Source organism: Vibrio sp. 1401 (assembly GCF_033340295.1).
Map to the genome: position 1 here is coordinate 1 of NZ_JAWOWF010000012.1, position 23,342 is coordinate 23,342.

A 23,342-nucleotide genomic window follows, 5' to 3' on the forward strand; every position below is an offset into this window, starting at 1 on the left:
GTCCTAGGTTCATCTGGTGATACAGATGGTTCACACATTAAGCGGTGAACAGCGCTTCATACGACTTCACGTCGCACACCCCAAAAAGTGTTGGTGTATGAAGATGCTGAAGGTAAAACGTGGTTAGCTTACAACGATCCGATGTATTTAAAGCAGCGCCATCATATTGAAGGCTGTGACGAGGTATTGAACAAAATCAGCGGCGTGCTGAGCAATTTAACCAACGCGGCGGCGAAGTAGGGCTGGTTATTGGCTTCGCTTTTTTTACTCCGAAAACAAAAAGCCAACCTCACAAGGAGGTTGGCAAATCTTACCTAGATTGGGGGAGGTAAGATCAGGAGGTGGCGAGTACGCTGTGCACTTCTGACTTAATTGAGTCAGACTGCGTACCGAAAATCGCTTGTAAACTGTCGCCAATCACTAACACATCTCGCGCGCCAAGTTCTTTTAGCTTAGCAACATCAACGTTAGCGATGTCTTTCACCGAGACACGCAGACGAGTGATACACGCATCGACTGACTTAATATTGGCTTTGCCGCCCGATGCAGCGACTACATCCACCGCAATTTCATCAGGCTGTCCGGCAATCTTCACTTCTGCAATGTCGGTTTCACGACCCGGCGTTTTTAGATCCAACTTCACAATTAGGAAGCGGAACAAGCCATAGTACAGCGTCGCCCAGATTGGACCGATGATGATGAACATCCACGCGTTGCTCGACATTGGGTAGTAAAGGAAGAACTGGATCGCGCCGTGCGCAAAGTCAGTACTGTGTTTGATTTCCAAAAATGCGGTGATCGCAAACGCAATACCAGTTAGGAAAATATGGATCACGTACAGCACTGGCGCGACGAATAGGAAGGTAAATTCGATTGGCTCTGTGATACCAGTTAACCAAGAGGTCAACGCCGCAGACATCATCAAACCACCGACGATTTTCTTACGCTCAGGAGACGCGCAGTGGTAAATCGCCAATGCCGCTGCTGGTAGCGCCCACATGGAGTACATAAAGCCACCAGACAGATAACCTGCGGTTTTATCGCCCGCGAAGAAGCGAGTGAGCTCACCGGTAAACTCTTTGCCGGTTTCTGGGTCTACATAGCTGCCGACTTCAAAGAAGAACGGCGCATTCCAGATGTGGTGCAAACCAACCGGGAGTAGTGAACGTTCGCCCGCGCCGTAAACCGCCCACGCGAGTACAGGGTTTTGGTACGCTGCCCAATGAGAGAATGCATCAAGAAGTTGTCCGACAGGTGGCCATGCAAACGCGAGAATCGCACCAACGACGATCGCCGATAGACCGGTGACAATGGGCACAAATCGCTTACCCGCGAAGAAGCCCAAATATTCCGGCAGTTTGATGTTGTAGAAGCGGTTGTACATGATTGCCGCCACCGCACCGATAAAGATGCCGCCAAACACCCCGGTTTGCAGCGTCTCAACGCCCATGATCGTGGCGTCAGTTTCTAGGCCGCGCAGGCCAGTCACGATACCGAGCGATGCGTTCATAATAATTAGGCCAACTAAGCCTGCGAGCGCAGCCGCACCGTCATTGCCTTTTGATAACCCGAGCGCCACACCGACCGCAAACATCAACTGCATGTTGCCGAACACGCCTTCACCGGCGGCGAGCATCACTTTGTTGACCGCGTCTGGAATAAACGCAAAACCCGCGTTACCAATACCCAGCATCAAGCCAGCCACTGGTAACACCGCCACAGGCAGCATCAACGACCGCCCTATTTTTTGTAGTTGTCCAAATATACTTGCAAACATGGTTTCCTCCTGACGAATGCCAGTGTTGTAGGACCTGATTCCTTCAGGTCATGTTGTTTCACGTAAGGTCAGGATGATCATAGCGAGCAAGGCGGCGCCTAAGGTTACAAAAGGCAATCAGTTTGTAAGTGGTCGCTTACAAATCTCTTACACCGAGAAGTGAAAATTGTAATCGGCTCGATTGTGAATGTGCGTTTAAGAATGCATCATATTGGCCAGCGCCAAACTCAGGGACGGACACAGGGAAAGTAGGATGGAAAACAAGCAGATACTGGTCGTCGATGACAACCTCGACCTTCGCGAAGCGTTGTCGGATTACCTTGGTCGCGCTGGGTTTGAAGTGCTTTGCGCGGAAAACGGCGGCGCGATGTGGCAACTGCTCAACGATCACCATCCTGATTTAATCATCCTCGATATTATGATGCCCGGTGAAGACGGCTTTACCCTGTGCCAGAAACTGCGCAAAAACTCCGATATCCCGATCATCATGCTGACCGCAGTCACTGAAGAAGCCGACCGAGTCGCAGGACTAGAAATGGGCGCTGACGACTACATCACCAAATCATTCAGTCCGCGTGAACTGCTCGCGCGCATCAAAACGATTCTGAGACGCAGCCAAACGACCGCCAATAGCAAACTGACGCGTAAAGTGCGTTTTGACGATTGGTTATTAGATACCGTAACCCGGCAACTGACCCACGTTGCTAGCCGCGAGGTTAAGCAACTTAGTGGCGCGGATTTGTCGCTGCTCGGTTTGTTCGTCAACCACGCGCAATCAATATTGTCTCGCGATGACATTGCGCGCGAGATCTGGGGACGCGATGCCGACCCGTTTGAACGCGGCATTGACGTGCAGATCAGCCGCTTGCGTCATCACCTTGAAGATAAAGACCGTTCGCTGATCCTAACAGTGCGCAATAAAGGCTACATGCTGACCACGGACGTGCATTATGAGAATTAAACGCTGGACGGGATCACTGGTCGTTCGCACCAGTGTGTTCTTGTTGCTGGTGATCATTCTGGCGCAGGTATTATCCGGAATTATCTGGTATCAACACGCCAGCGAACGCGATAAAGAGGGCCTGACCACCACAGTCAAAAGCTTAGCACTGAGCGCTTCTTCTACCATCGCCTTCTTTCAAACCCTCCCTTCGGAATATCACCACTTGGTGCTCAATCAACTACGCAACATGGGTGGTACGCGCTTTTTCGTCTCACTCAACAATCACCAGATTGACGTCGACCCGCTGCCAGAGAGCGAGCGCAAAACGCTGGTCATCAACCAAGTTCGTGAAGTATTAGAAAGCGAGCTGAGCGGCATTCCTAATATCGAGGTGGAGTTCACCCAGCGCGACAAACTCAAAGTGTTCAACAACGAGCTACCTATCGATGAACTGCCACTATTGTGGGCGCATTATTCGCTTTCGTTTGGTGACCTCAATCCACCCATTCTGGTGATGCAGGTCGAAGTCGCGCAGAACGAATGGTTTTATCTCGCGGCGGTGCTACCCGCGCCTTACATCAACCTAGAGACTAACTATTTTGAGCTGCGCCAATGGCTGACGCTATTGCTGTCCGCGCTAATGCTGTTGCTGTGTACCTGGTTTATCGTTCGCAAAGAAATTCAACCAATTCGAGAGCTGGCAAAAGCCGCAACCCTGATGTCGAGCCGATTAGACGTGCCCGAAGTTTCTGAGCGCGGCAGTAACGAACTGAAAGCGGCGGTACGTGCGTTTAACAAAATGAATCGACGCATCGACAGCCACATTAAAGACCGCGAGATGCTGTTCAGCGCCATCTCCCACGATCTGAAAACGCCGATTGCCTGCCTAAAACTGCGAGCGGAAATGCTGGATGACGACGCCGACCGAGAACGCTTTATCCGCCTGAGTAACGACCTAGATTTGATGGTCAAAGGCGCATTGCAATGCATTAAAGAGACCGATATCCACGAGGAAATCGAGCCGATCAATTTCACCCAACTGATTCAGCACATTTCCTCCAATATCGCCGATGCGCCGGACACAATTCGCATCCACGGTGAAATCCGCACCCACTTTGCTGGTAAACCGTTAGCGATTAAGCGCTGCATTCAGAATCTGGTCGATAACGCGCTCAAATACGGCCATCAAGCGGACATTACGCTGAGTGAAAGCCCAGAGTCGATCCAGATTGAAATTGAAGATCACGGTGGCGGCGTTGACGATTTATTACTTGAAAAGCTCTGCCAGCCATACTTCCGCGCTAGCAACGATAAAGAAGGCAGTGGGCTGGGGTTAACCATTTCACAGAGTATTGCAAAGGCTCATGGCGGCAACTTGTTGCTGAGCCATTCTCAGTTTGGCGGCCTCTGCGCCACGCTGACTTTCCCGAGAGACTGACTATGAACAAACTGGCATTCTTGTTCCCACTGTTGCTCGCCCCTTGCGTCGCTCACGCTGAGTCGCCACAAGGGGTAGAGTTTTTACATTGGCGGACTTCTGACGGCGAACAGCAAGCGCTGCAAACACTCAAAGCTCAGCTAAAACGGCACGATATTGAGCTGCTGCAAAGCCCGGTGCTAGGCGGTGGTGGCGACAGCGCAATGACGGTACTGCAAGCTCGCGCGCTGGCGGGCAATCCACCGAGCTTCGCGCAAATAGAAGGGCCAAGTATTAAGGCGTGGGATGCCATCGGTATTTTGCACAACGTCAACACGGTAGCGGATGAGCAGCGCTGGGACGAGGTGCTCTACCCGCTGTCTATTGAAATCAATAAAACACAAAACGGCTATATCGCCCTGCCACTTACGCTGCACCGTTTGAACTGGTTGTGGGTCAACCACAAACTGCTTAAACAACTGAATCTGTCCGCGCCGAAAAACTGGCAAGAGATGTTCGCTGCCATGGAGCTTGCTAAGCAAAATGGCATTGTACCGATCGCGGTCGGTGAGCAGCCGTGGCAAGTCGCCCAACTTTTCGAGAACTTAGTGATCTCCACTGGCGGCGTTGAGTTCTACACCAATGCGATGGTTAAACTTGAGCGAGATAGCATCGACAGCGACACCCTGCGCCAAGCACTGACGCAATTTCGTCGCCTCAGTTTGTTGATCGACAACCAATTGCCCGACAGTAAGTGGGATACGGCGACCCAAGCGCTAGCCGACGGTCAAGCACTGTTTCAAATCGGCGGTGATTGGATATTAGGTGAGCTGCTCGTCAATCAAGTCTCGGTTCCGCAAGAGGTCGGCTGTTACCCAACGCCGGACAGCGATGGTGTATTCCTCTACAACATGGACAGCTTGGTGTTTATGTCGAGCAAGTCGTTTTCTGCCGAGGCGGCTCAGCAAACCGCAAGCGCGCTGGCAGACGTCGAGTTTCAAGCTAAGTTCAATAAGGTAAAAGGCTCGATTCCGGTGCGTACCGATATCGACATCAGCGATTTTAATCCGTGTCAGGTCCAGTCATATCAAGACTTTCACTACGGCGTTAAACACAACCTCGCTGTGCCGAGTATGATTGATTCAATGGCGGTCAATCCGGTTGCTCAGCAAGCGATAAACTCGGAAATCTTCCGTTTTTACCGCAATCCCAAGATGGAACCCGACGAGCTGATAAAACGCATTATTGCTATTTCGCAAAGCGGTTAATGGCAATTAATTTGTGCCGAGTGGAATAAAAAAGCCCCAATGATTGGGGCTGAGTAAAGCGAAGTATGCCGTTTAAAAATAGTGGAAGATCGGCGGTTCATGCATCAAGAAGTTTTGATGGGAGATGTTCCACGCATAGGCGCCCGCTAAGGTAAACACAACGTAATCACCAATATCGACGTGGGCGACGTGTTGATTGCGTGCCAGCACATCTTTGGGCGTACAAAGCTGGCCGACAAAGGTCGCTTGTGCATGCTGAATTGGATGAGAAATCTCATGGTGTTGCTCGCTTTTCAGGATGACGAATGGATGATCATGGCTCTGCGCCGCTGGCGTGCGGAAGTGGTGAGTTCCTCCGCGCGCGATGACAAAGTTTTCGCCAAGATTTTGCTTAATATCCAGTACTTCCATCACGTAATAACCGCATGCCGCCGTGATGAAACGTCCGCATTCAAAACGCAGTGTCCAGTCTTGCACTTGCTCTTTGGCGATGAGGAATTCCAACTTGTCGCAAAACTCCATCCACGGAAAGTGTTGCTCAGGGTTTTGGTAGTTAATCCCCATGCCGCCGCCCAAGTTGATCATCAGCTCACTGAGTTCGAACTCCTGCTGCCACGTTTTCACGACTTGGAAATAGCGCTGCATTAACGCTAAGTGACGTTCAACATCGAGCTGATGCGACATCAAGTGAAAATGGAAGCCTTTGAGTGACACTTGCGGGAAATCGCGCAGCAACATCAAAGCATTACTCAGCTCGGACTCGTCCAAGCCAAATGGAGTCGGCTTGCCACCCATCGCCAACTTGCTGAGCGTGATGTCGCCAATATCGATGTTCATACGCAAAAAGATCGAAGCAGGGCGGTTGAGGCGCTCGGTTAGTGCTCCAATGCGTTGTAGCTCGGTGAGGCTTTCGACATGAATTGCATCAACATCAAGCTCAATCGCTTGTTGCAATTCACTTAGCATTTTTCCGGGGCCACCGAAGATCAATGGCTTATCGAGTTGTTGCTGGTGGAGGTGTGTCAACTCCCCGCCAGATGCCGCTTCAAAACCATCGACATACGGCGCGAGCGTTTTAAGAATCGGGCCCGATGGATTGGCTTTGGCTGCGTAAAATAGCTCGACATTTCTCGGCAAAACGTGACGCAGTTGTTTGATGTGTTCTTCTAAGGCGCTTAGGTCATACACGTATGCGCACAAGGGTTGACTTTGCTGCTGTGCGAGTGTGTGAACTTGTTGGCTAACGCGTGTCGGTAGAGAGAGGGAATTAGACATGTTGCGCTCCTTTTTCGTGTTGCTGCCAAGGCGTGGCGACTTGGGTATAGCCCGACTCCTTATCGGCTTTTTGCATCAAACGCGTGGTGAAATTATTTTTGCTCGGGAAGTGACCGCCATTCAGCAACGCTTCTAGTTCCGGCTGTTTTCCATTCACTGATTGCCAACGCACAATGGCACTTTGCACCGCATTCCATAGCGTTTGCTCTAGTGGCTCATCACCTTCTGCGATGAAGAAAATCGCTTCGCTGATGTTGTTGATAAAGGTGCAGTATCCGATGCGATTCCAGCCTTGTTCGCGACTGTAGTAAACCGATTGTCGCGCGCGTTCAGACAAATCAGTTAATGTTTCTGCTGGCCAGAACTCTGGCAGTAATTTAGTGCCTTCCAAATCACGAATCCAAACACAACACGGCATCTCTTGCTCAAAGCCAATCAAGGTGTTTTGCAAATGCGGCTCAAACGCCACCCCGTGTTTGAAGTAGTAATTAAACACGCCCGGAATTAGGCAATGCAAATAGCGCTCAAGCCACAGTGTCGCGATGTCGGAATAGCGATTTTGCGTAGTACGCGCTTTGTTTTTAAGGCGTTGAGCAATGCAACTGTTGCCGTTTTTGTCGTAAGCAAACAGAGCGCCAGCGAGGGTTGGTTTTAAGATATCGACTTCGCTCAGCGAGAAATTTTCGCGATACAAAATCCCAAACGATTCGCGCGCTTTGGTGTTGTCATCCCAATTACGCTCAGCGACACTTTCTAGATTCAATGTGGTGGCGTAAGGCTCTGTCATCACTTTAAATACGGGGTTGTGCAGCTGTTCGTTTTCTCGAATTGGTTTGAGAATCGACGTGAGCTGCACGGCGCTGTCGAGTTCGTACCACGCGTTTTTGCGCACGCAATTGGTTAATCGTACGTTGATGGAGAATTTCGCAAACCAATCCATATCTGGGTGGTAGAGGGTACGAACTGAAGAGGTCGGCTGCATCTTTTCACCACCTAAACCCAGTGGCGTGATCTTGCCTTGTTCAATGGCACGCTTCACGCTTGGGTTGCTCAAAATGGTGTAGCTTTCCCAAGGATGACAAGGGTAGAGGGTCTTCCCATTGCTGGTGGCGTGTTGTGGCGCGAGCTGTTGTAGCATGTGCTGAGCAGGGTTAGCTTCTCCGTCGGAACTCAGCACATCAAGTAAGGACGTATCCACTTCAAACCAGTACAGCGGGACTTGCGCGCCGACTTCTGGAGAAAACGCCAAGAGATCATCCATGGTGACGCCCGAACGACTTTTTGGGGTCGGATGGAAAGTATGCCCCCAAATCAGAGACTGTTCCGAAGCGATAAACTCGTTGTGATGCGATTTGGGCGCGACGTTGAGAAACTGCTCGGTAACCAGCACGCTATTTTCCAGTTGTTCGATCAGCTCATGGTTAAATGGGATCGCCAATACCTGCTTGAGATAGTTAAGCAAAAGCGTAAGAGTTTGCGTGGCATCCAATTTCGCCCAACCAGATCCCGGCATTTTCGCCCATGGCAGTTCTGCCAATTTGATTTTGCCCAGTTTGCTCGCGTAGTGAATCGGCAAAACCAGCACGCCATTTTGTTGAGAAAGATAAACGGCTACCCGCTGCTTGGCGGAATAGTTGCGTTTTAACGTTTGGGGTAGCGATGTCGATTGGTAGTGCCATTCCACTTGTTGATTCGGTAGCGCAAATTCACGTAAGTAACAATTAAGAACACCCATAATCGTGTTGAGTTGGGCCTTCTCCCGATTGAGCTGCACATCATGCGCGCGCAACTCGCTAGTCTGAGAGGATTGAGTTTGTAACATGTTGATTTCCAAATTTTGAATGGAGAACCAGCGCGATCAAGGTGATTACGCTGACTATCGCAGAAAGTAGGAAAGGAACCTCAAGTAGCCCCAAGCTAGAAATGAAAGAAGCGCAAAATCCCGCTGCCACGCCACCCCATTTGGACATGGCATCAAAGCGAGAAAATACTTTGCCACTGAGTTTGCGATCCAGATGGCTCGCAAGATGCTGATGCAATCCGTGATAGCAACACACCATCGCGATGCCGAAGACAATTCTCGCAGCAATGAGTGCGGTTTCGGACGCAATCAAATGCAAGGCAGAGCTCACGGCAAGCAATGCAAACCCGAGCCACAACGTGCGCAGCGGTTGATGGCGATTCAGCCCATCTGACAACACGTGGATTTTGCCTGCCAGCAACAGATAGATGCCATGCGGCAGTGCGTACAAAAAACCGATCCATGCGTGGTGAGTGATGCCATATTGCTGCACAAACGGCGAGAAATAAGGAAAGGTCACCACCATGGAAAACGCAAACCCGAACTGAGCAAAGAAGATCCAACGAATGGCATGCATTGCGTTTTTCTGTGCAACCGGTTTTTCTTGCTGAGATTCTGAGTTTGGCTTTTCGAGGTTTCGTTCGGCAGGTTTATCCGCAGGCAGTGTTAGCGTGATGCCCATAGCAATTAAAGGCAAAACGCATAACCAAAGATACGCGTTGAGCGGGTTGGTCTCTGACAAGCTCCAGCCGAGCCCAATGGGCGCAACGATCAGCGCCAAGCGAGCAGATAGTTGGGTTTTATTGAGTGACTTGCCGAGTGTTTTGGCTTCTTTAATTTGACTAGATAAGTAGCTGTTCGAGGCGGCCATGGTGCCGCCAAAGGTTCCTTGAACAATAAGACCAAACACAAACATGGCGAGGTTGTCTGCCAAGCCGCACAGCGCAAACCCTGCTGCAAGGCCAAGTTGTGCACGCAAGAGTGAGCGGCGGCGACCGTAGCGATCGGCAAAGTTGCCCCAAAATCGCGCCGCCAACGCAGTACAAAACGTAGGTAGGATAAACAATACCCCTGCCCAGTCCGCATCAATGCTTGCGCCTAACGTTGGCAACACGACGGGTAGAAATAGCGGCATACCTAACGCGGCAAACGCAGCGATAAAGTGGCACAACAACACACTGTAGATGAGTTTGGTCATAATCGTTAACGTACGCTTTTTTTGATGGCTTCTATGTAGGCGCGTTGCGCTTCTTCGCTAGAAAGCAGTAAGAAGTTCGGGGCCGACAAACCATAGAACTTATTGATGTCGCTCGCGCCGGAGGCTTCTTTCGAGAGCAAACTGCCAGAGCTCAACAAGTACTTGGCGTACAAATCAGGCGCCTCTTGCAGTAACTCGCGTGCCAGTTTCGTCTCTAACCCTTCGCCTTCTAATCGGTTGAGTTGTTCTGAAATGCTTTTGGCCACGATGGCGTAAAGCGATGCTGAAGAGGCAATGCCCTTCGCTGCCATGGCTTCTACAATCGCTGCGATATCCAGTTGTAATGTGATGGTGGTAAACATCTGACCGAGCGCCAATTCATTGTCGACTTTGATGCGTTGATCGAGCAGTTCATCGCAATCCACTGGAAGTAGTTTTGCGCCGTGTTTTTGGGCAGCATGCTCTGTTGCAAAGTGGAAGCGCTCTGGCCAAATTCGCGCTGCGTCGTTGTCTTTCATCGCGAGCGTCATTTTGCCCTGTTGATCAAATGCAATGATGGCGTTTTGCTGGTTGGACTCCAATGCAATGCCATAACGAAGCCACAAGGTAAGGTGTACTTGGCATAATAGGTCGACGTAATCTTTGAACCACGCCAGCGTATCTTGTTGATAGTACTGCTCTGCCAAGTGTTCTAAGAACAAGCGGTCGTCAGGCATTGGGCTTGCCAGTGCGGCAACCGGAACTAGCGCTTTGTCTTCGCAATGAATAAGTGGGTACTCACGTACGATGTACGCGAAGGTTTTATCCTCGCCGACGTGTCCACCGTGTTTTTCGTTGCAATGGAACAAGCGACTGTTTAAGTCTGCGTCCGTTTGTTCAAGGTGGCTGAGTAGGCGTTCAAACCAGTGGCCGTCATACAGTGTTGAAGGCTTGATTAAGCGAATGTTTTTCGTGCCTAGCGATCGCATGATCAGCGGAACTTTGATGTGAATGTGCGGTGCGTCGTTGACGACCACCGTACGAACGGAAAGCGTCGGCGTCACGTCTAGATACGTTAAAGGCGCTTCTATCATACCTTCGGGTAAGGCTTCTAAAGATCGCAGGGTGAGCGGATGCGCAGGGAACAGTACGTGGCTCAGTGCAAAATCAGCAGGAAGCCCAACTTGCTCCATGGTTGGCCAGCAATCAGGTTGTTCGCTGGTTAATGTCACCAGTGATTTTTCAATCGCAATCCAATGCAGAGCAAAGCTTGGTGCAAACTCGGGCGCGTACTTAGCAAGGTCTTCATCGCTCAGACCAAACTTCGCCCGCGCAGTTGGATAGTACGGATGGTCAAGGTAAGAAGCGATCTGGTCGGCTAGCAGCAGTTTTTGATGCCAAGAACCAAGCTCGGATATTGGTTGAGAAATGTGGTCTGCGTGATGATGAAACGCTTGGTCACACAGCGCTTTGTGTTGCTCTGCACATTCTAGTTCTTGAAGGTATCCCGCCAACAATTCGTGAGAGCTGTCATGCGCCAGTGTCGTTAGTAGTGCAATCCACTCTTTGTAATGTTGTTGATGTTCGACTTGGCCATTTTTCTCCACCCACCAACCTTGTGGTGTTTCGTCATTGGCGTGACCGTAGCGCCAGTGCTGCATGTAATACGTTGGCGCAACGGGTAAATACAACGTGAAATCAGAGTTGGCAAATATCAGCCAGACTTGCTCGCCTTGAGGAACAATTCCCTCTTTTGGCGCGTCGCTACTGAACTTGGCTTTTGACAAAATGCCAAACATGTCTTCGCGTAAGCAAGTGTCGATCAATCGTTGCGTTAGATACAAAGCGTTGTCGTTCATGCTGCCACCTCACGAGTCGGAGCTAGATCGAAATTGCTAAGCGCGTTCTGCAGCGCTTGGTCGAGGTTTCGCCCTGATGGTGAGACAATCGAAATTCGGGCGAGATAATCCTTATTGGAATAACTCTGTTGGAAGTGTTCTCCAGCGGTTTTTAGTACCTGTTGCTGGGTGATGATATCGTCATCGTGTTGGATGAACGACGTCGAACCTCCGTCAATCACACCACTGTGCTCCGCAACCACATAGTGCACGTGCGCTGACCCATGAATTTGGTAATCGCCGGCCAATCTTCGGCCCAAATGCAGACCCAAAATTGTGCTAAACCAACCGAAGTGAGCGAGATTGTTGAGCAAGAATTCGCGGCCATCTCCAATACTGCGGTAGTTAATTTCCACCAGAACCGGGCCATTTTCTGTAATGATAAATTCGCTGTGGCAAACTCCAAAACCAACGCCGAACGCTTTAAGTTGAGCCAAGCAAGCTTCTCGGTGAGCAATGCCGTTTGGTCCGTTCCAGTCTGCGGCGGTTTCGATAAAGTAAGGCGGCTCAGAGAGCGACACATCAAAACCGCCCACGGCGATAAGTTGGTTACCGTCTCCTAAAGTTTCGAGCGTAACCAACGGTCCTTGAAGAAACTGCTCCACCAGAATGGCGGCGTTTGGGTGCTTTTGCCAAAACGCCTCGGAGTAAGCATCGAGCTCGCTTTGGGAGTCACAGCGCTGTACATCTAAACTCGCCACGCCTTCTTTGGGTTTTGCTACGACAGGGAAGGCCATGCCTAATGCCACATTCGAATGGCGATGCAGCAAACAGCTTTGTGTGTTGGGTAAGGATTTTTCATTTAACACTTGTCGAGTTAAGTGTTTGTTTTTGGCCTTTAACGTGACAGACCAATCTTTGGATGGGAGGCCAAAAAATTGCGCGCAGATGGCGGTGGAAGTTTGTAAGTGATCACTATTGCTGAAAATAGCGTCTGGCTTTAATTCATGCTCCGTGATGGTTTCGATGAGTTCTAATGGGTTGAAGACATCACATTCTAGAATGGTATCCGGATTAAAGTGACTATCATGACTCGCCAACTCTAAATGGCTGAGCTTATGGTCGGTGATAAGAACGACGTGAAGGTCCATCGCTTTAGCTGCAGGCACAAAGCCGTGAGTGACTGCATCGTTAACGACATGACTTACGATAATCATCGTAGATTTCATGAGCTTTCCTAATTTTCTAACATTTTCTTCTAACGTTGATAAAGTCGCTCACGGTCGTCTTCCAATGTGCCTCTCTCGAGACGGAGGGCAGAAGTTTTAGTATTTATTGTTATGATATTTGGTTTTTTTTGTTGTTAGTTGTGTTTTTAGGGTAAATAAATATAGAGCATAAAATTAATATTGCAAATAGAAATAATATTTGTTCTTATTTCCATCCGTTGGCTTTATAACAACTAAACGGAATTATGGAATGAATAAATTATTGACCCTGACCCCCTTGGCGGTCGCGATTGGTTCTTCATTAGTAGCACCAAGCGCAGTGGCTTCAGAAGAGACGAACTCAACCCCATCAGCAACTGAAACGATTCAAGTCTTCGGTCATCAGTACGAAGGTTATGCTGAACACATGCCTCAATCAGGCACCAAAACCGATGTGGAATGGCTTGATGTGCCACAAGCGGTATCCGTAGTAACGAAAACAGAAATGCAAGACCGAGGCGCGGTGCGTTTAGTGGATGCGCTAGATGGGGTAGCCGGGGTCAATAACACCTTGGGCGAAGGCAGCCGCGATCAGTTCATGATCCGTGGTTTTGATTCACTCAACGATATGTACCGTGATGGCTTGCGAGATGACGGTACGTTGCAGTCTTACCGCAGCTTAGCGAACGTTGAACGCGTTGAAATTGTGAAAGGCCCTGCGGGTGCTTTGTATGGCCGTGGTTCGGCTGGGGGCATCATCAACTTGGTGACGAAACGCGCTAACGGTGAGAATTTTACTCACGTAAACGGTAGTGTAGGCAGCAACAACCAATATGTTGGTCAGGTCGACAGCTCAATGGCGTTTACAGATAAGGTCAACGGGCGTATTAACTTGGAATACCGTCAAGCCGACTCGTACGTTGATCATGTTGATTCAAACGATTTCTTCATTGCACCGACCATTCGTGTGTTACCAGCGGAAGGTCACACCATTGATATTGACGTGGAATACGCCCATCAAGAACTAGTGCCGTATCGTGGTGTGCCATCAAAAAATGGCAAGCCAGTTGATTTGCCAGTAAGCACTTACTTTGGCGGTACAAACGACTATCAGGAGTCAGACAGTCTCCGTATTGCGGTGGATTACGAATGGCGTCTGAATGATCAATGGGTATGGAACAACCGAGCGGCGTTCAACCATATCGAACTTGAGCAAAAAGGCACGCGTCAGGGCAAAGTGACGGGTAATGAAGTGTCTCAAACCGTCAACAACTTTGGTTACGATCCACGTACTACGACCACTTTACAATCTGAGTTGGTTTGGGAAACCAGGGACAATCAATTGATGGTGGGTGCAGATTTCAACCAGATCGATATCGACCTAACGTTGGCAAGTGACAAAACGCTTCCTCCGCAAAATATATACGACCCAGTCGTTGGTCCAACGCCTGATCCGGGCTTTAAGCCATTTCGTGACAATACCACCACCACGACAGGTTTGTATGTGCAAGACGTCTATACGTGGGGCGACCTTTCTTTGATCGGTAACGTGCGTTACGACTCGATGGAGCTCGAACAACAAAAAGCGGGCTCAGATAAGGAAAAGTTGGATGATGACAAAGTCAGCTACCGTGCTGGTTTGGTATACCGCATCAATTCCGACACATCCGTATACGCCAGTTTAGCGCGCTCTTGGCAGTTACCGTACGCTGGTATCTACATCAATCCAAAATTGGCGGAATTCTTCCACACCGACTTAAAAGAGGTGGGTGCGAAAGCGTACCTTTTGGATAACGCATTAATGTTGAATGCGGCACTGTTCCAGATTGATCAAGAGCAACCACAAACTAACGTGGACGGCGATGTGATCGATAAAATTGAAGTGCGTCACCAAGGCATTGAATTAGAGGCTCGCGGCCAAATCACCAAACAGTGGGACATCTCTGTTGGTTACAGCTACTTAGATGCGGAAGACAAAGCCACAGGCAAAAAGCCTAACGATGTATCAGACCACTTGTTCTCTCTTTGGAGCACTTACCAATTGGATGACAACTGGCGTTTAGGCGGTGGTGTGAAGTACGTGGGCGACCGTTACGCAGGTAACGACGAAGCCGTCGCACTTGGCGATTACACAACGGTGGATTTGATGGCGGCGTACACCACTGGTCGTCACAAAATCCAAGCGAACGCTTACAACATTTTGGATGAGAAATACATTCTTGGCGCAACAAACGGCACGTCTGGCTTAAACCAGATTGGCTACGGCGCACCAGCCGAGTTCATGCTCAGCTACGGATATCAGTTCTAGGCTTTTTGTGCGTAGTTAGCGCCTGTTAGCCGATTTTTGCCTCATATTGAGGATGTTTAGCCCCTAGAGCCTACGGGATGTATTCTGCCCGAGGCTCAATTTCTCGCAAAGGAGATCTTAATGTCTTACCAGAATTTGGATGGTAAAGTGCGTGTACGTGCTGGTTTGTCTACCACTTACAGTGTGCTTGCGATTGCAATCGCTTCTGCCACATCCATGAGCGCGGTTGCTGCTCCTGCTAAAAAAGAACAAACTACCACGATGGAAACCGTCGTTGTCACTGGTAGCGTGATTGGTAAATCTGAAATTGAAGACGTCAAAGAGTACCCAGGTGCTCGTACCGTCATTACCCGCGATCAAATCGAGAAAACCGCCGCAGGCTCGATTGATAACGCGCTACAGCGCGTGCCGGGTATTAAAGTTCAGGATGAAAGCGGAACGGGCGTATTGCCTAACATTTCCGTACGTGGTTTGAAAGCAAGCCGTAGTGGTCATGCTCAGTTCTTGATGGATGGTGTACCGCTAACACTTGCGCCATATGGTCACACTGGTCAGTCTATCTTCCCAGCAACACTGTCGATGCTTGATCGTATTGACATTGTACGCGGTGGTGCCGCAGTACAGTACGGCCCAAACAACGTCGGTGGTGTGATCAACTTAGTGACCAAACCGATTCCACACACGTGGCAAACTGAAATCAGTAACCGCCTTACCGTGTTTGATGGCGGTGATGCGCCGCTGAATGATTTTTACCTACGCACGGGCGGCTGGTTAAGCGACACATTTGCACTACAGTTGGAAGGTAACTTCCTAAAAGGTGAAAGCTTCCGTGAACATTCCGATACGGACGTGAAGAACTTCCAAGCCAAAGCACAGTGGCTACTGAGTGACACTCAAGAGATTCAAGCATTCCTGCAACGTTACGATGCTGAAACGCAAATGCCGGGCGCACTTTCGCCACAAGATTACGAGCAAGATCGTCACCAATCGAAACGTCCTTACGATGATTATGAAGGTAAGTCGACGCGCTGGAGTGTTAAGTACATCCACGATTTGCCATTTGCCGACAGTGCCGAGCTAGAAGTGCTAACGTTTGGCCATAAGTCAGAGCGTCTTTTCAAGTGGGGCTTTAACAGCGCGGGTGGCCATTGGGCGGATCCGGCTCTGCCAGCGACGGACGTTCGTACCTCTCCACGTGAATTTACCGTGTATGATATAGAGCCAAAAATGGCGATGTACTTTGGCGAAGGTAAATCCGTTACTCAAAACTGGATCGTGGGTACCCGTTATGTTAATGAAGACATTTACTACAAACTCACTCAGACTCCAATCGCCGGTGGTGCAACCAGCGTTCCGCGTGATTGGCATCTAGATACGGACGCGTTTGCTGGATACGTTAGCAACGAAATTGGTTTGTTCAATGATACATTGAAGGTAACGCCTGGGTTGCGTGTTGAGTCGGTTCGAATGACGTTTACCGATCGTGGTAAAAAACAAACGGCAGACAACACCGTGACGGAATGGTTGCCAGGTTTGACGGTGGCATACAACTTAACTGACCAGTGGGTGACGTATGCGAACGCGCAAAAATCACTTCGTGCGCCACAAATTGCCTACATCCGAGGTTTGGGTGAAGAAGGTAGCGAACTGGCTTGGAACTACGAAGTCGGCGCGCGTTACACCCAAGATGCGACCAGCTTTAACGCTGCACTTTATCGCATCGACTTTGAAGATCAATTGCAATGGCAAAGCTCAACGCAGACCTTCGATAACATCGGAAAAACACTTCACCAAGGCATAGAGCTTTCTGCTCGTTACGTGCCTGAAGCACTACCTGCACTGAGTTTAGGCGCAAGCTACAACTATCTAGACGCTACGCTTGAAGAAGAAGGCGCGAATAAAGGTAATCAACTGCCTTACACCTCTAAGCATCAGCTTGGTTGGGATGCAACCTACGCATTTTACGGCATGGACACCACGCTATCGGGCTTCTACTTTAGTGATTCGTATACCGATAACGCCAACACCAGTGCCGAAGATGCAACTGGCGCAACGGGTAAAGTACCATCTTACATGGTGTGGAACTTCAACTTGGGGACGGATTTATACAAAGACGACAAAGGCAAGTTACGCATGAATGTTGCGGTGAACAACTTGTTTGACGAGGAGTATTACTTCCGCGGGATTGATACAAGCCCAGTTGGTCGGTACCCAGCTCCGGGACGCTCTTACACACTGGATCTGAACTATCAGTTTTAAGCGTTTCGTTCACCGAGTTTGAAAAGAAAAGTCGCCAATTTACCTTGGCGACTTTGCCGATCTTAGGTAATGGAAAACTCTTAGCACTGGAAAAAAGCAAGATGAAAAATAAAAAACAATTTACGATCAAACACTTTTCAACAGTTTTGCTGATGCTGTTGAGCTCAGCTTTGATGTCATTTAGCGCATTTTCTCAGGCGCGCAGCGTGCAAGATGAGCAAGGCACTTTTGAGCTAGAAGCGATACCTCAACGTATTGTGGTTTTAGAATTTTCGTTTGTCGATGCATTAGCGGCAGTCGATGTCTCACCTGTAGGCGTCGCCGATGACAACGATGCCACACGAGTCATTCCTGCTGTTCGTGCCAAGGTTGGTCCTTGGCAATCGGTCGGCATGCGCTCGCAACCGAGTTTAGAGGCGATTGCGGTGCTCAAGCCGGATTTGATCATTGCTGATGCAGAACGTCATCGCGCAATTTATCAAGATTTGCAGCGAATTGCGCCAACTTTGCTGTTAAAAAGCCGTGGTGAGACATATCAAGAAAATCTCGAATCCGCACACAAAATCGGCGTGGCAATTGGCAAACAAGCGAAAATGACACAACGAATTGAGCAGCACAAACAGACAATGGCGGAGTTCAAACAGCATTTTGCAACACAGGAAACCATTCAGTTTGGTGTGGTTTCTGACAAAGGGATGTGGTTGCATAGCCCGGTTTCTTACGCTGGGGGCGTTTTGAGTATGCTGGGCATCCAAAGCCCGCTGGCTCCATCTGAGCAAAAAGCGTATATCCCAACCAGTTTCGAACTTTTACTAAAAACCAACCCTGATTGGTTGTTAGTTGGACTTTACTCTCAACCAAATATTGTGGATGAGTGGCGCAAAAACCCATTATTTAAGCTGCTAACCGCTGCGAAAAAACAGCAACTTGTTGAGGTCTCTCCTGAGCTGTGGTCGTTAAATCGCGGCATGTTGGCTGCGGAAGAAATTGCCCGCAATCTTGAAGCGTTATTGGAGCGCTCATGAGTTCGGCGATAAGCTCGGAAAGCGCGTCTTCGGTTAGCAAATCGCATTGGAAAGCGAGCTTGTTTGTCTGTGCTATGGCGTTGTGTACGCTCTCAGGCTATGCAGCCTCAATGATTGGCTGGTCCAACTTTTCTTTGAGCGTTAATGATCTGACAAGCTATTGGTTTGCGTTTGCTGAGGGCAATATGCTGCATCAAATCCTCGCGACGCTGCGTGCGCCTCGTGCCTATGCTGGGTTATTAATTGGCGCTTCGCTTGCGGTATCCGGAGTGCTGATGCAAGGATTAACTCGTAACCCTTTGGCGTCGCCATCCATTCTCGGCATTAATGCTGGTGCGGCTTGTTTTATGGCCTTGGCGTCTATCGGCGTACCATTCTTTAGTCAATTGAACCCAATCATCAACGCAGTACTCGGCGCGCTACTAAGTGGTGGTGCGGTCATGTTGTTGGGCGGTTTTTTCTCCGCGCGTTCTCACCCATTGCGTTTAGTGCTAGCGGGCATTGCCATCAGTGCACTGCTGATAGGGTTAACTCGTGCGTCGGTAATTTTGGCGGATGACATGGCTTACAGCGTGTTGCATTGGTTAACGGGTTCACTCTCTGCGGTAGATTCTGAGCAGTGGCAGCAACTGTGGCCTTTTGCGACTTTAGGTTTGGTGCTCGCCATGGGCTTAGCGCGAAACTTAAATTTACTCGCGTTGGGGGACGAAGTTGCTGTTGGGCTAGGTGGTAACATTCGTCTTACGCGATTTATCAGTGGTTTATCGGTTGTGCTGTTGGCAGGAACTAGCGTAGCGATTGCTGGACCAATTGGCTTTGTCGGGTTGTTAGTGCCGCACTTGGTGCGCCCGATTGTTGGTCACAACTATCACATTCTCATTCCGGTTTCCGCCTTGTGTGGCGCGACATTAGTGACGTGGTCAGATGCTTTATCACGCGCGATTGCTTTTCCGGCTGAAACGCCAGTGGGCGTGATTACCGCGCTGTTGGGCACACCTTGCTTTATCGCGATTGCAATGAGGAAATCATCATGATGAATCAAACCAAACTGTTTGCATTAGTTGGATTGTTGCTGATTACGTCTTCTCTCACGCTGTTTGTTGGCGCGGCGAACATGTCGGCTCAACAGGTTTTTGCATTACTGTTTTCTTTCTCTGACTCGGACTTTGTGATTCACCAATATCGATTACCGAGAATGTTGCTCGCCATTGGCGTGGGCGCTGGGTTGGGGCTGTCAGGCGTTTTAGTTCAAGGCGTCATCCGTAATCCACTTGCCTCACCAGATTTAATGGGGATAAGCGCCGGAGCAGGACTGGCGGCTACCGCTTGTTTGGTGCTGTATCCGAATGCGCCAGTGGCAATGTTGCCGATGGTCGCCATGGCGGGAGGCTTGCTTGCTGCTGGCTTTATTGCTGTGCTGGCTTACTGGTCGAAACCAACACCAGCACGTTTGGCGCTGATTGGTGTTGCTGTCAGCGCATTTTTAGCCAGCGGTATCGATTTTCTTCTGATTGTGCACCCTATTGAAATCAACACGGCGATGGTATGGCTAACCGGCAGTTTGTGGGGACGAAACTGGCAACAAGTGCCGTTTATTTGGAGTGCTTTATTGCTGCTACTGCCATTGGCGTTTTGGCTGGCTTGGCGGCTAGATGTTATGGGACTGGGAGAAGAAAGCGCCACTACACTTGGCACGAAACCAAGACAGATCCAAATTCTTGCGCTGATTGCTGCCGTGCTATTGGCGAGCATCAGTGTGTCTGTGGCAGGCACGATCAGCTTTGTTGGCCTGCTTGCGCCGCATCTTGCGCGTTTGCTGTTTGGCCACAACCACAAGTTGTTGATTCCAGCCGCTGCAACCCTTGGCGCTTTGTTGGTGATTTGCGCCGATGGTTTAGCGAGAGGCTTACAGCCGCCAATTGAGCTACCAGCGGGAGTGCTAACATCTGTTATTGGCGCACCATATTTCATTTTTCTTTTGTATCGTTACAGAGGTTGGTAAGCATGTTACGAACGCAGAACTTATCCGTCGCGTACGGCAAACAGACCATCATTCCAGATCTCTCTTTGTCGATTCCTCAAGGTAAAATTACCGCACTAGTTGGTCCAAATGGTTGCGGTAAATCGACACTATTAAAAACCTTGGTACGCATCAATAAACCTGCTTCTGGCCAAGTGTTGTATAACGACAAACCACTAAGCAGCTACGGTGATAAACGCTTGGCGCGTTCGTTGTCTTTGCTGCCGCAGATTCTTGTCAGTCCTGAAGGTATTACCGTCAGAAAACTGGTCGAATATGGCCGCTCGCCTTATCTCTCTCATTGGGGCAGGTTAAGTCAACAAGACAAAGCCTTGGTCGAGCAAGCAATGCAAGATACTGGCGTGATTGAGTTTGCTGACAAGCCAGTTGAATCGTTGTCTGGCGGTCAAAGGCAAAGAGCGTGGATTGCGATGGTAATGGCGCAAGATACCGACGTAGTGATGCTTGATGAGCCAACCACTTACTTGGATCTCTCTCACCAAGTTGAGCTGATGAAACTCATGAGGCAGATGAACGACAAAGGCAAAACAGTGGTCGTAGTGCTGCACGATCTAAACCAAGCGTGCCGTTACTGCGATCATTTGGTGGTGTTGGAAAAAGGTCAGTTAGTCACGCAGGGAACACCGCAAGAGGTAATGACAGAAGGCATGTTGTCATCGGTGTTTGATTTACAAGCGAGAGTATTTAATGACCCAATCTCAGGCACGCCGATGTGTGTGGCGGTGTAGGTTTACGTCTTTGGAAAGCTATCTGCAATAAAAACGTCGATCCATAAAAACAAACCCCGCTAGTAACAAAGTTGCTAGCGGGGTTTGTTGTTTTTAAGAGCGTCCTTAATGTGGCGTTTAAGCCAGTTTAAACGTCGCCACTTTCGAGTTGAGATCCTCAGCTTGCGATTTCAGCTCAGCAGATTGATTCATCGATTCTTCGGCACCAACTACCAAGTGATCGGTCACATCTTTAATGGACGTGACATTTTGCGTGATTTCATTGGTTACGTGCGTTTGCTCTTCGGCGGCGGTCGCGATTTGCGTTGCCATATCGCTGATCAGCGCAACGGCCGCGTTGATTTCATCCAGAGCCAGTGCTGCGCGATCTGCATCTTCCACCGAACCTTGCGCGAGCTGAGAGCTTGTATCCATGATGGTCACTGCGCGTTGTGTGGTTTGCTGCAAGGTCTCGATCGTCGAGCGAATCTCTTCGGTTGAGGTGTGTGTGCGTTGTGATAGCACGCGAACCTCGTCTGCAACAACGGCAAAACCGCGACCTTGCTCTCCTGCACGCGCCGCTTCAATCGCCGCATTCAGAGCCAGTAAGTTGGTTTGCTCTGCGATGTCTCGAATCGTTGATAGCACGGTTGAGATGTCTTGCGCGTGCTGGTTGAGCTCACCGATGACAACGCTCGCTTGGTTGACTTCAGAAGACAAATTATTGATGGACGATTTGGAGTTGATCACCAACTCATGACCATTTTGTGTGCTTGCTGAAGAGTCTTGAGCGGCTTTAGCCGTCTGCTCTGCATGTGCGGCAATCTCTTGCGTTGCCGATGCCATTTCGGTCACAGCGGTCGCCACCATAGTGATTTCTTGTTGCTGATGGTTCAGATCAGAAACCGACTGATTCGCGCGAGTCGTGCTCAGCTCCGATTGTTGGCTCAGTTCTTCCGCTTGGTGACGAATGTGACCAATAAGTTGCTGCAAACTTTCAACGAACTGGTTGAAGTTTTCAGCCAGCTCACCAACTTCGTCACGGTTTTCTACTTTGATACGTTGAGTTAGGTCGCCGCTACCGTTTGCGATTTGTGCAAGCGCATTCGAAACGTTGTAGAGCGGACGGAACAAGATGTTACATAGCAGATTAAACAAAGCTACGCAGATAACGACGACGATGGTGGTTGCGATGATCTGATCCCAAACAGCATCGTAAAGTGGGGCAACCAACGAGTTTTGATCTAACACCGTCACTGTTGTGAGCTTGGTACCCTCTATGTGGCGCGCGTAAATCACATATTCGGTGCCGTTAATAGAGACGCGACGCTCTGTACCTGAACGTGCGGCAGACGTAATGTCGTTGTTGTTGAGGCCCAGCTTGCTAACCGGTTGATTCAGCAGTTTACCGTTGTTATGAGTGAAAATATTGCCCTGTTCATTGGCAATAAACATATAACCTTCACCCGGTAGGATCACTTGGTTGAGACTGTTCAGGATATCACCGATCTCTACGTCAGCACCCAGAACGACGGTTTGACCATGCAATTGCAGGGCTTTACCGAGCGACACGACGTTAGCCCCCGTGGCAGCTGCGACGGTCGGGTTATCCATAAAGACTTTCGATGGGTTGGCGATTGCATTGGTGTACCAGCCCCACTTACGAGGATCGTTATTACCTGGTGGCAAAACCACCCCATTAGCGTTGTCTTGTGACCCGTCCGGGTAAGCGAGGAAAACGTTATCGAACGCGCCAGAGTCTCGGACTTGTTTCAAATGCGTAACCAGAGAACGTTTCTCTGAATCAGAAGAGAGTGAAGTTAGTGCGCGCTCTTTAGAGAGTAGCCAGTCCTTTACGTATTGATTGTAAGATGCGCTAGTGCTTTCTAGTCGCTGTGCGACTTCGACATCGAGCCTATTTAATGAATCTCGAAAAGACAGCCCCTCTACCAGCACTCCCCCTAGAATGATGGCGGCACTGGCAGAGATTGCCAGTTTGTTTTTTAATGATAGATTTTTGAACATAAAGCGAATAATAGATCTTTGAATAATAGTTGTTGTGTTTTTATTCTCATCAGTGCTCTCTGCGCTGTTGAATATGCAGCAGAAAGTCAGATTCGAATCTGTTCAATAATTATATTTTATTGCTCAAAATAAATACTGACTCCATGTCGCGAATTTGAGTTTTACACCAAATAAGCAAAAGGATTTGGAACGATATTATTTATGTATTTGTAAAGTAAGGATTTGTCGATTTTTGTAAATGAGAATTGATTTCAATAAATGGTGATCTTTATC

At 49.3% G+C, this 23,342-nt stretch carries 16 protein-coding genes and 1 pseudogene; 10 read left to right on the forward strand and 7 right to left on the reverse strand.

Going from position 1 to position 23,342, the window contains the following annotated elements; genetic code table 11:
- Window positions 1-78: 78 nt before the first annotated feature.
- Window positions 79-240, forward strand: a pseudogene (locus R7Z77_RS08520) (DUF302 domain-containing protein); the annotation flags it as partial.
- A 94-nt stretch (window positions 241-334) separates the two neighbouring features.
- Here R7Z77_RS08520 and ptsG read toward each other — a convergent pair.
- Window positions 335-1,777 (reverse strand): glucose-specific PTS transporter subunit IIBC, encoded by a 1,443-nt coding sequence (gene ptsG / locus R7Z77_RS08525; RefSeq protein WP_213967518.1) that lies wholly within the window; start codon window positions 1,775-1,777, stop codon window positions 335-337.
- A 253-nt stretch (window positions 1,778-2,030) separates the two neighbouring features.
- Between ptsG and R7Z77_RS08530 the strand changes: the two genes are divergently transcribed.
- The 3 genes from R7Z77_RS08530 to R7Z77_RS08540 are packed head-to-tail and all read left to right on the forward strand — an operon-like array spanning window position 2,031 to window position 5,405.
- Window positions 2,031-2,738 carry a response regulator gene (locus R7Z77_RS08530; RefSeq protein WP_029804119.1) on the forward strand — a complete coding sequence of 236 codons (708 nt, stop codon included), beginning with the start codon at window positions 2,031-2,033 and terminating at the stop codon, window positions 2,736-2,738.
- Window positions 2,728-4,158, forward strand: a complete 1,431-nt coding sequence (locus R7Z77_RS08535) for a HAMP domain-containing sensor histidine kinase (RefSeq protein ID WP_318136643.1) — start codon at window positions 2,728-2,730, stop codon at window positions 4,156-4,158. The genes R7Z77_RS08530 and R7Z77_RS08535 overlap by 11 nt, the downstream gene beginning before the upstream one ends.
- A 2-nt stretch (window positions 4,159-4,160) precedes the next feature.
- Window positions 4,161-5,405 carry an ABC transporter substrate-binding protein gene (locus tag R7Z77_RS08540; RefSeq protein ID WP_213967517.1) on the forward strand — a complete coding sequence of 415 codons (1,245 nt, stop codon included), beginning with the start codon at window positions 4,161-4,163 and terminating at the stop codon, window positions 5,403-5,405.
- 72 nt (window positions 5,406-5,477) lie between these two features.
- Here R7Z77_RS08540 and R7Z77_RS08545 read toward each other — a convergent pair whose 3' ends face one another.
- The 5 genes from R7Z77_RS08545 to R7Z77_RS08565 are packed head-to-tail and all read right to left on the reverse strand — an operon-like array spanning window position 5,478 to window position 12,725.
- Window positions 5,478-6,680: a type III PLP-dependent enzyme gene (locus R7Z77_RS08545; protein ID WP_064354995.1), complete on the reverse strand. Its 1,203-nt coding sequence runs from the start codon at window positions 6,678-6,680 to the stop codon at window positions 5,478-5,480.
- Complete coding sequence (locus R7Z77_RS08550; protein WP_064354994.1) at window positions 6,673-8,502, reverse strand: IucA/IucC family protein; 1,830 nt, start codon at window positions 8,500-8,502, stop codon at window positions 6,673-6,675. Before R7Z77_RS08550 ends, R7Z77_RS08545 begins: the two co-directional genes overlap by 8 nt.
- The gene (locus R7Z77_RS08555; RefSeq protein ID WP_064354993.1) at window positions 8,474-9,679 is read right to left on the reverse strand and encodes an MFS transporter; all 1,206 of its coding nucleotides are present in this window, start codon (window positions 9,677-9,679) and stop codon (window positions 8,474-8,476) included. The genes R7Z77_RS08550 and R7Z77_RS08555 overlap by 29 nt, the downstream gene beginning before the upstream one ends.
- Window positions 9,680-9,684: 5 nt before the next feature.
- Window positions 9,685-11,517 (reverse strand): IucA/IucC family protein, encoded by a 1,833-nt coding sequence (locus R7Z77_RS08560; RefSeq protein WP_064369566.1) that lies wholly within the window; start codon window positions 11,515-11,517, stop codon window positions 9,685-9,687.
- Window positions 11,514-12,725 carry an acetyl-CoA carboxylase biotin carboxylase subunit family protein gene (locus R7Z77_RS08565; protein ID WP_053307985.1) on the reverse strand — a complete coding sequence of 404 codons (1,212 nt, stop codon included), beginning with the start codon at window positions 12,723-12,725 and terminating at the stop codon, window positions 11,514-11,516. The genes R7Z77_RS08560 and R7Z77_RS08565 overlap by 4 nt, the downstream gene beginning before the upstream one ends.
- Before the next feature lie 250 nt (window positions 12,726-12,975).
- Between R7Z77_RS08565 and R7Z77_RS08570 the strand changes: the two genes are divergently transcribed.
- From R7Z77_RS08570 to fecE, 6 genes are all read left to right on the forward strand, one after another.
- A complete protein-coding gene (locus R7Z77_RS08570) occupies window positions 12,976-15,012 on the forward strand; it encodes a TonB-dependent receptor (RefSeq protein ID WP_005383467.1) in 2,037 nt (678 codons plus the stop codon).
- A 120-nt stretch (window positions 15,013-15,132) separates the two neighbouring features.
- A complete protein-coding gene (gene pvuA / locus R7Z77_RS08575) occupies window positions 15,133-17,271 on the forward strand; it encodes a TonB-dependent siderophore vibrioferrin receptor PvuA (RefSeq protein ID WP_213967516.1) in 2,139 nt (712 codons plus the stop codon).
- A 101-nt stretch (window positions 17,272-17,372) separates the two neighbouring features.
- Window positions 17,373-18,296: a Fe(3+) dicitrate ABC transporter substrate-binding protein FecB gene (locus R7Z77_RS08580; protein WP_025768676.1), complete on the forward strand. Its 924-nt coding sequence runs from the start codon at window positions 17,373-17,375 to the stop codon at window positions 18,294-18,296.
- Window positions 18,297-18,370: 74 nt separating this feature from the next.
- A complete protein-coding gene (locus tag R7Z77_RS08585) occupies window positions 18,371-19,330 on the forward strand; it encodes a FecCD family ABC transporter permease (protein WP_372061600.1) in 960 nt (319 codons plus the stop codon).
- Window positions 19,327-20,298: a FecCD family ABC transporter permease gene (locus R7Z77_RS08590; RefSeq protein ID WP_005374716.1), complete on the forward strand. Its 972-nt coding sequence runs from the start codon at window positions 19,327-19,329 to the stop codon at window positions 20,296-20,298. The genes R7Z77_RS08585 and R7Z77_RS08590 overlap by 4 nt, the downstream gene beginning before the upstream one ends.
- Before the next feature lie 2 nt (window positions 20,299-20,300).
- Complete coding sequence (fecE, locus tag R7Z77_RS08595) at window positions 20,301-21,065, forward strand: Fe(3+) dicitrate ABC transporter ATP-binding protein FecE (RefSeq protein WP_064354988.1); 765 nt, start codon at window positions 20,301-20,303, stop codon at window positions 21,063-21,065.
- Between the two features lie 117 nt (window positions 21,066-21,182).
- Here the strand turns inward: fecE and R7Z77_RS08600 are convergent, their stop codons facing one another.
- On the reverse strand, window positions 21,183-23,069 hold the full coding sequence (locus tag R7Z77_RS08600) for a methyl-accepting chemotaxis protein (protein WP_182038132.1): 1,887 nt from the start codon (window positions 23,067-23,069) through the stop codon (window positions 21,183-21,185).
- Window positions 23,070-23,342 lie beyond the last annotated feature (273 nt).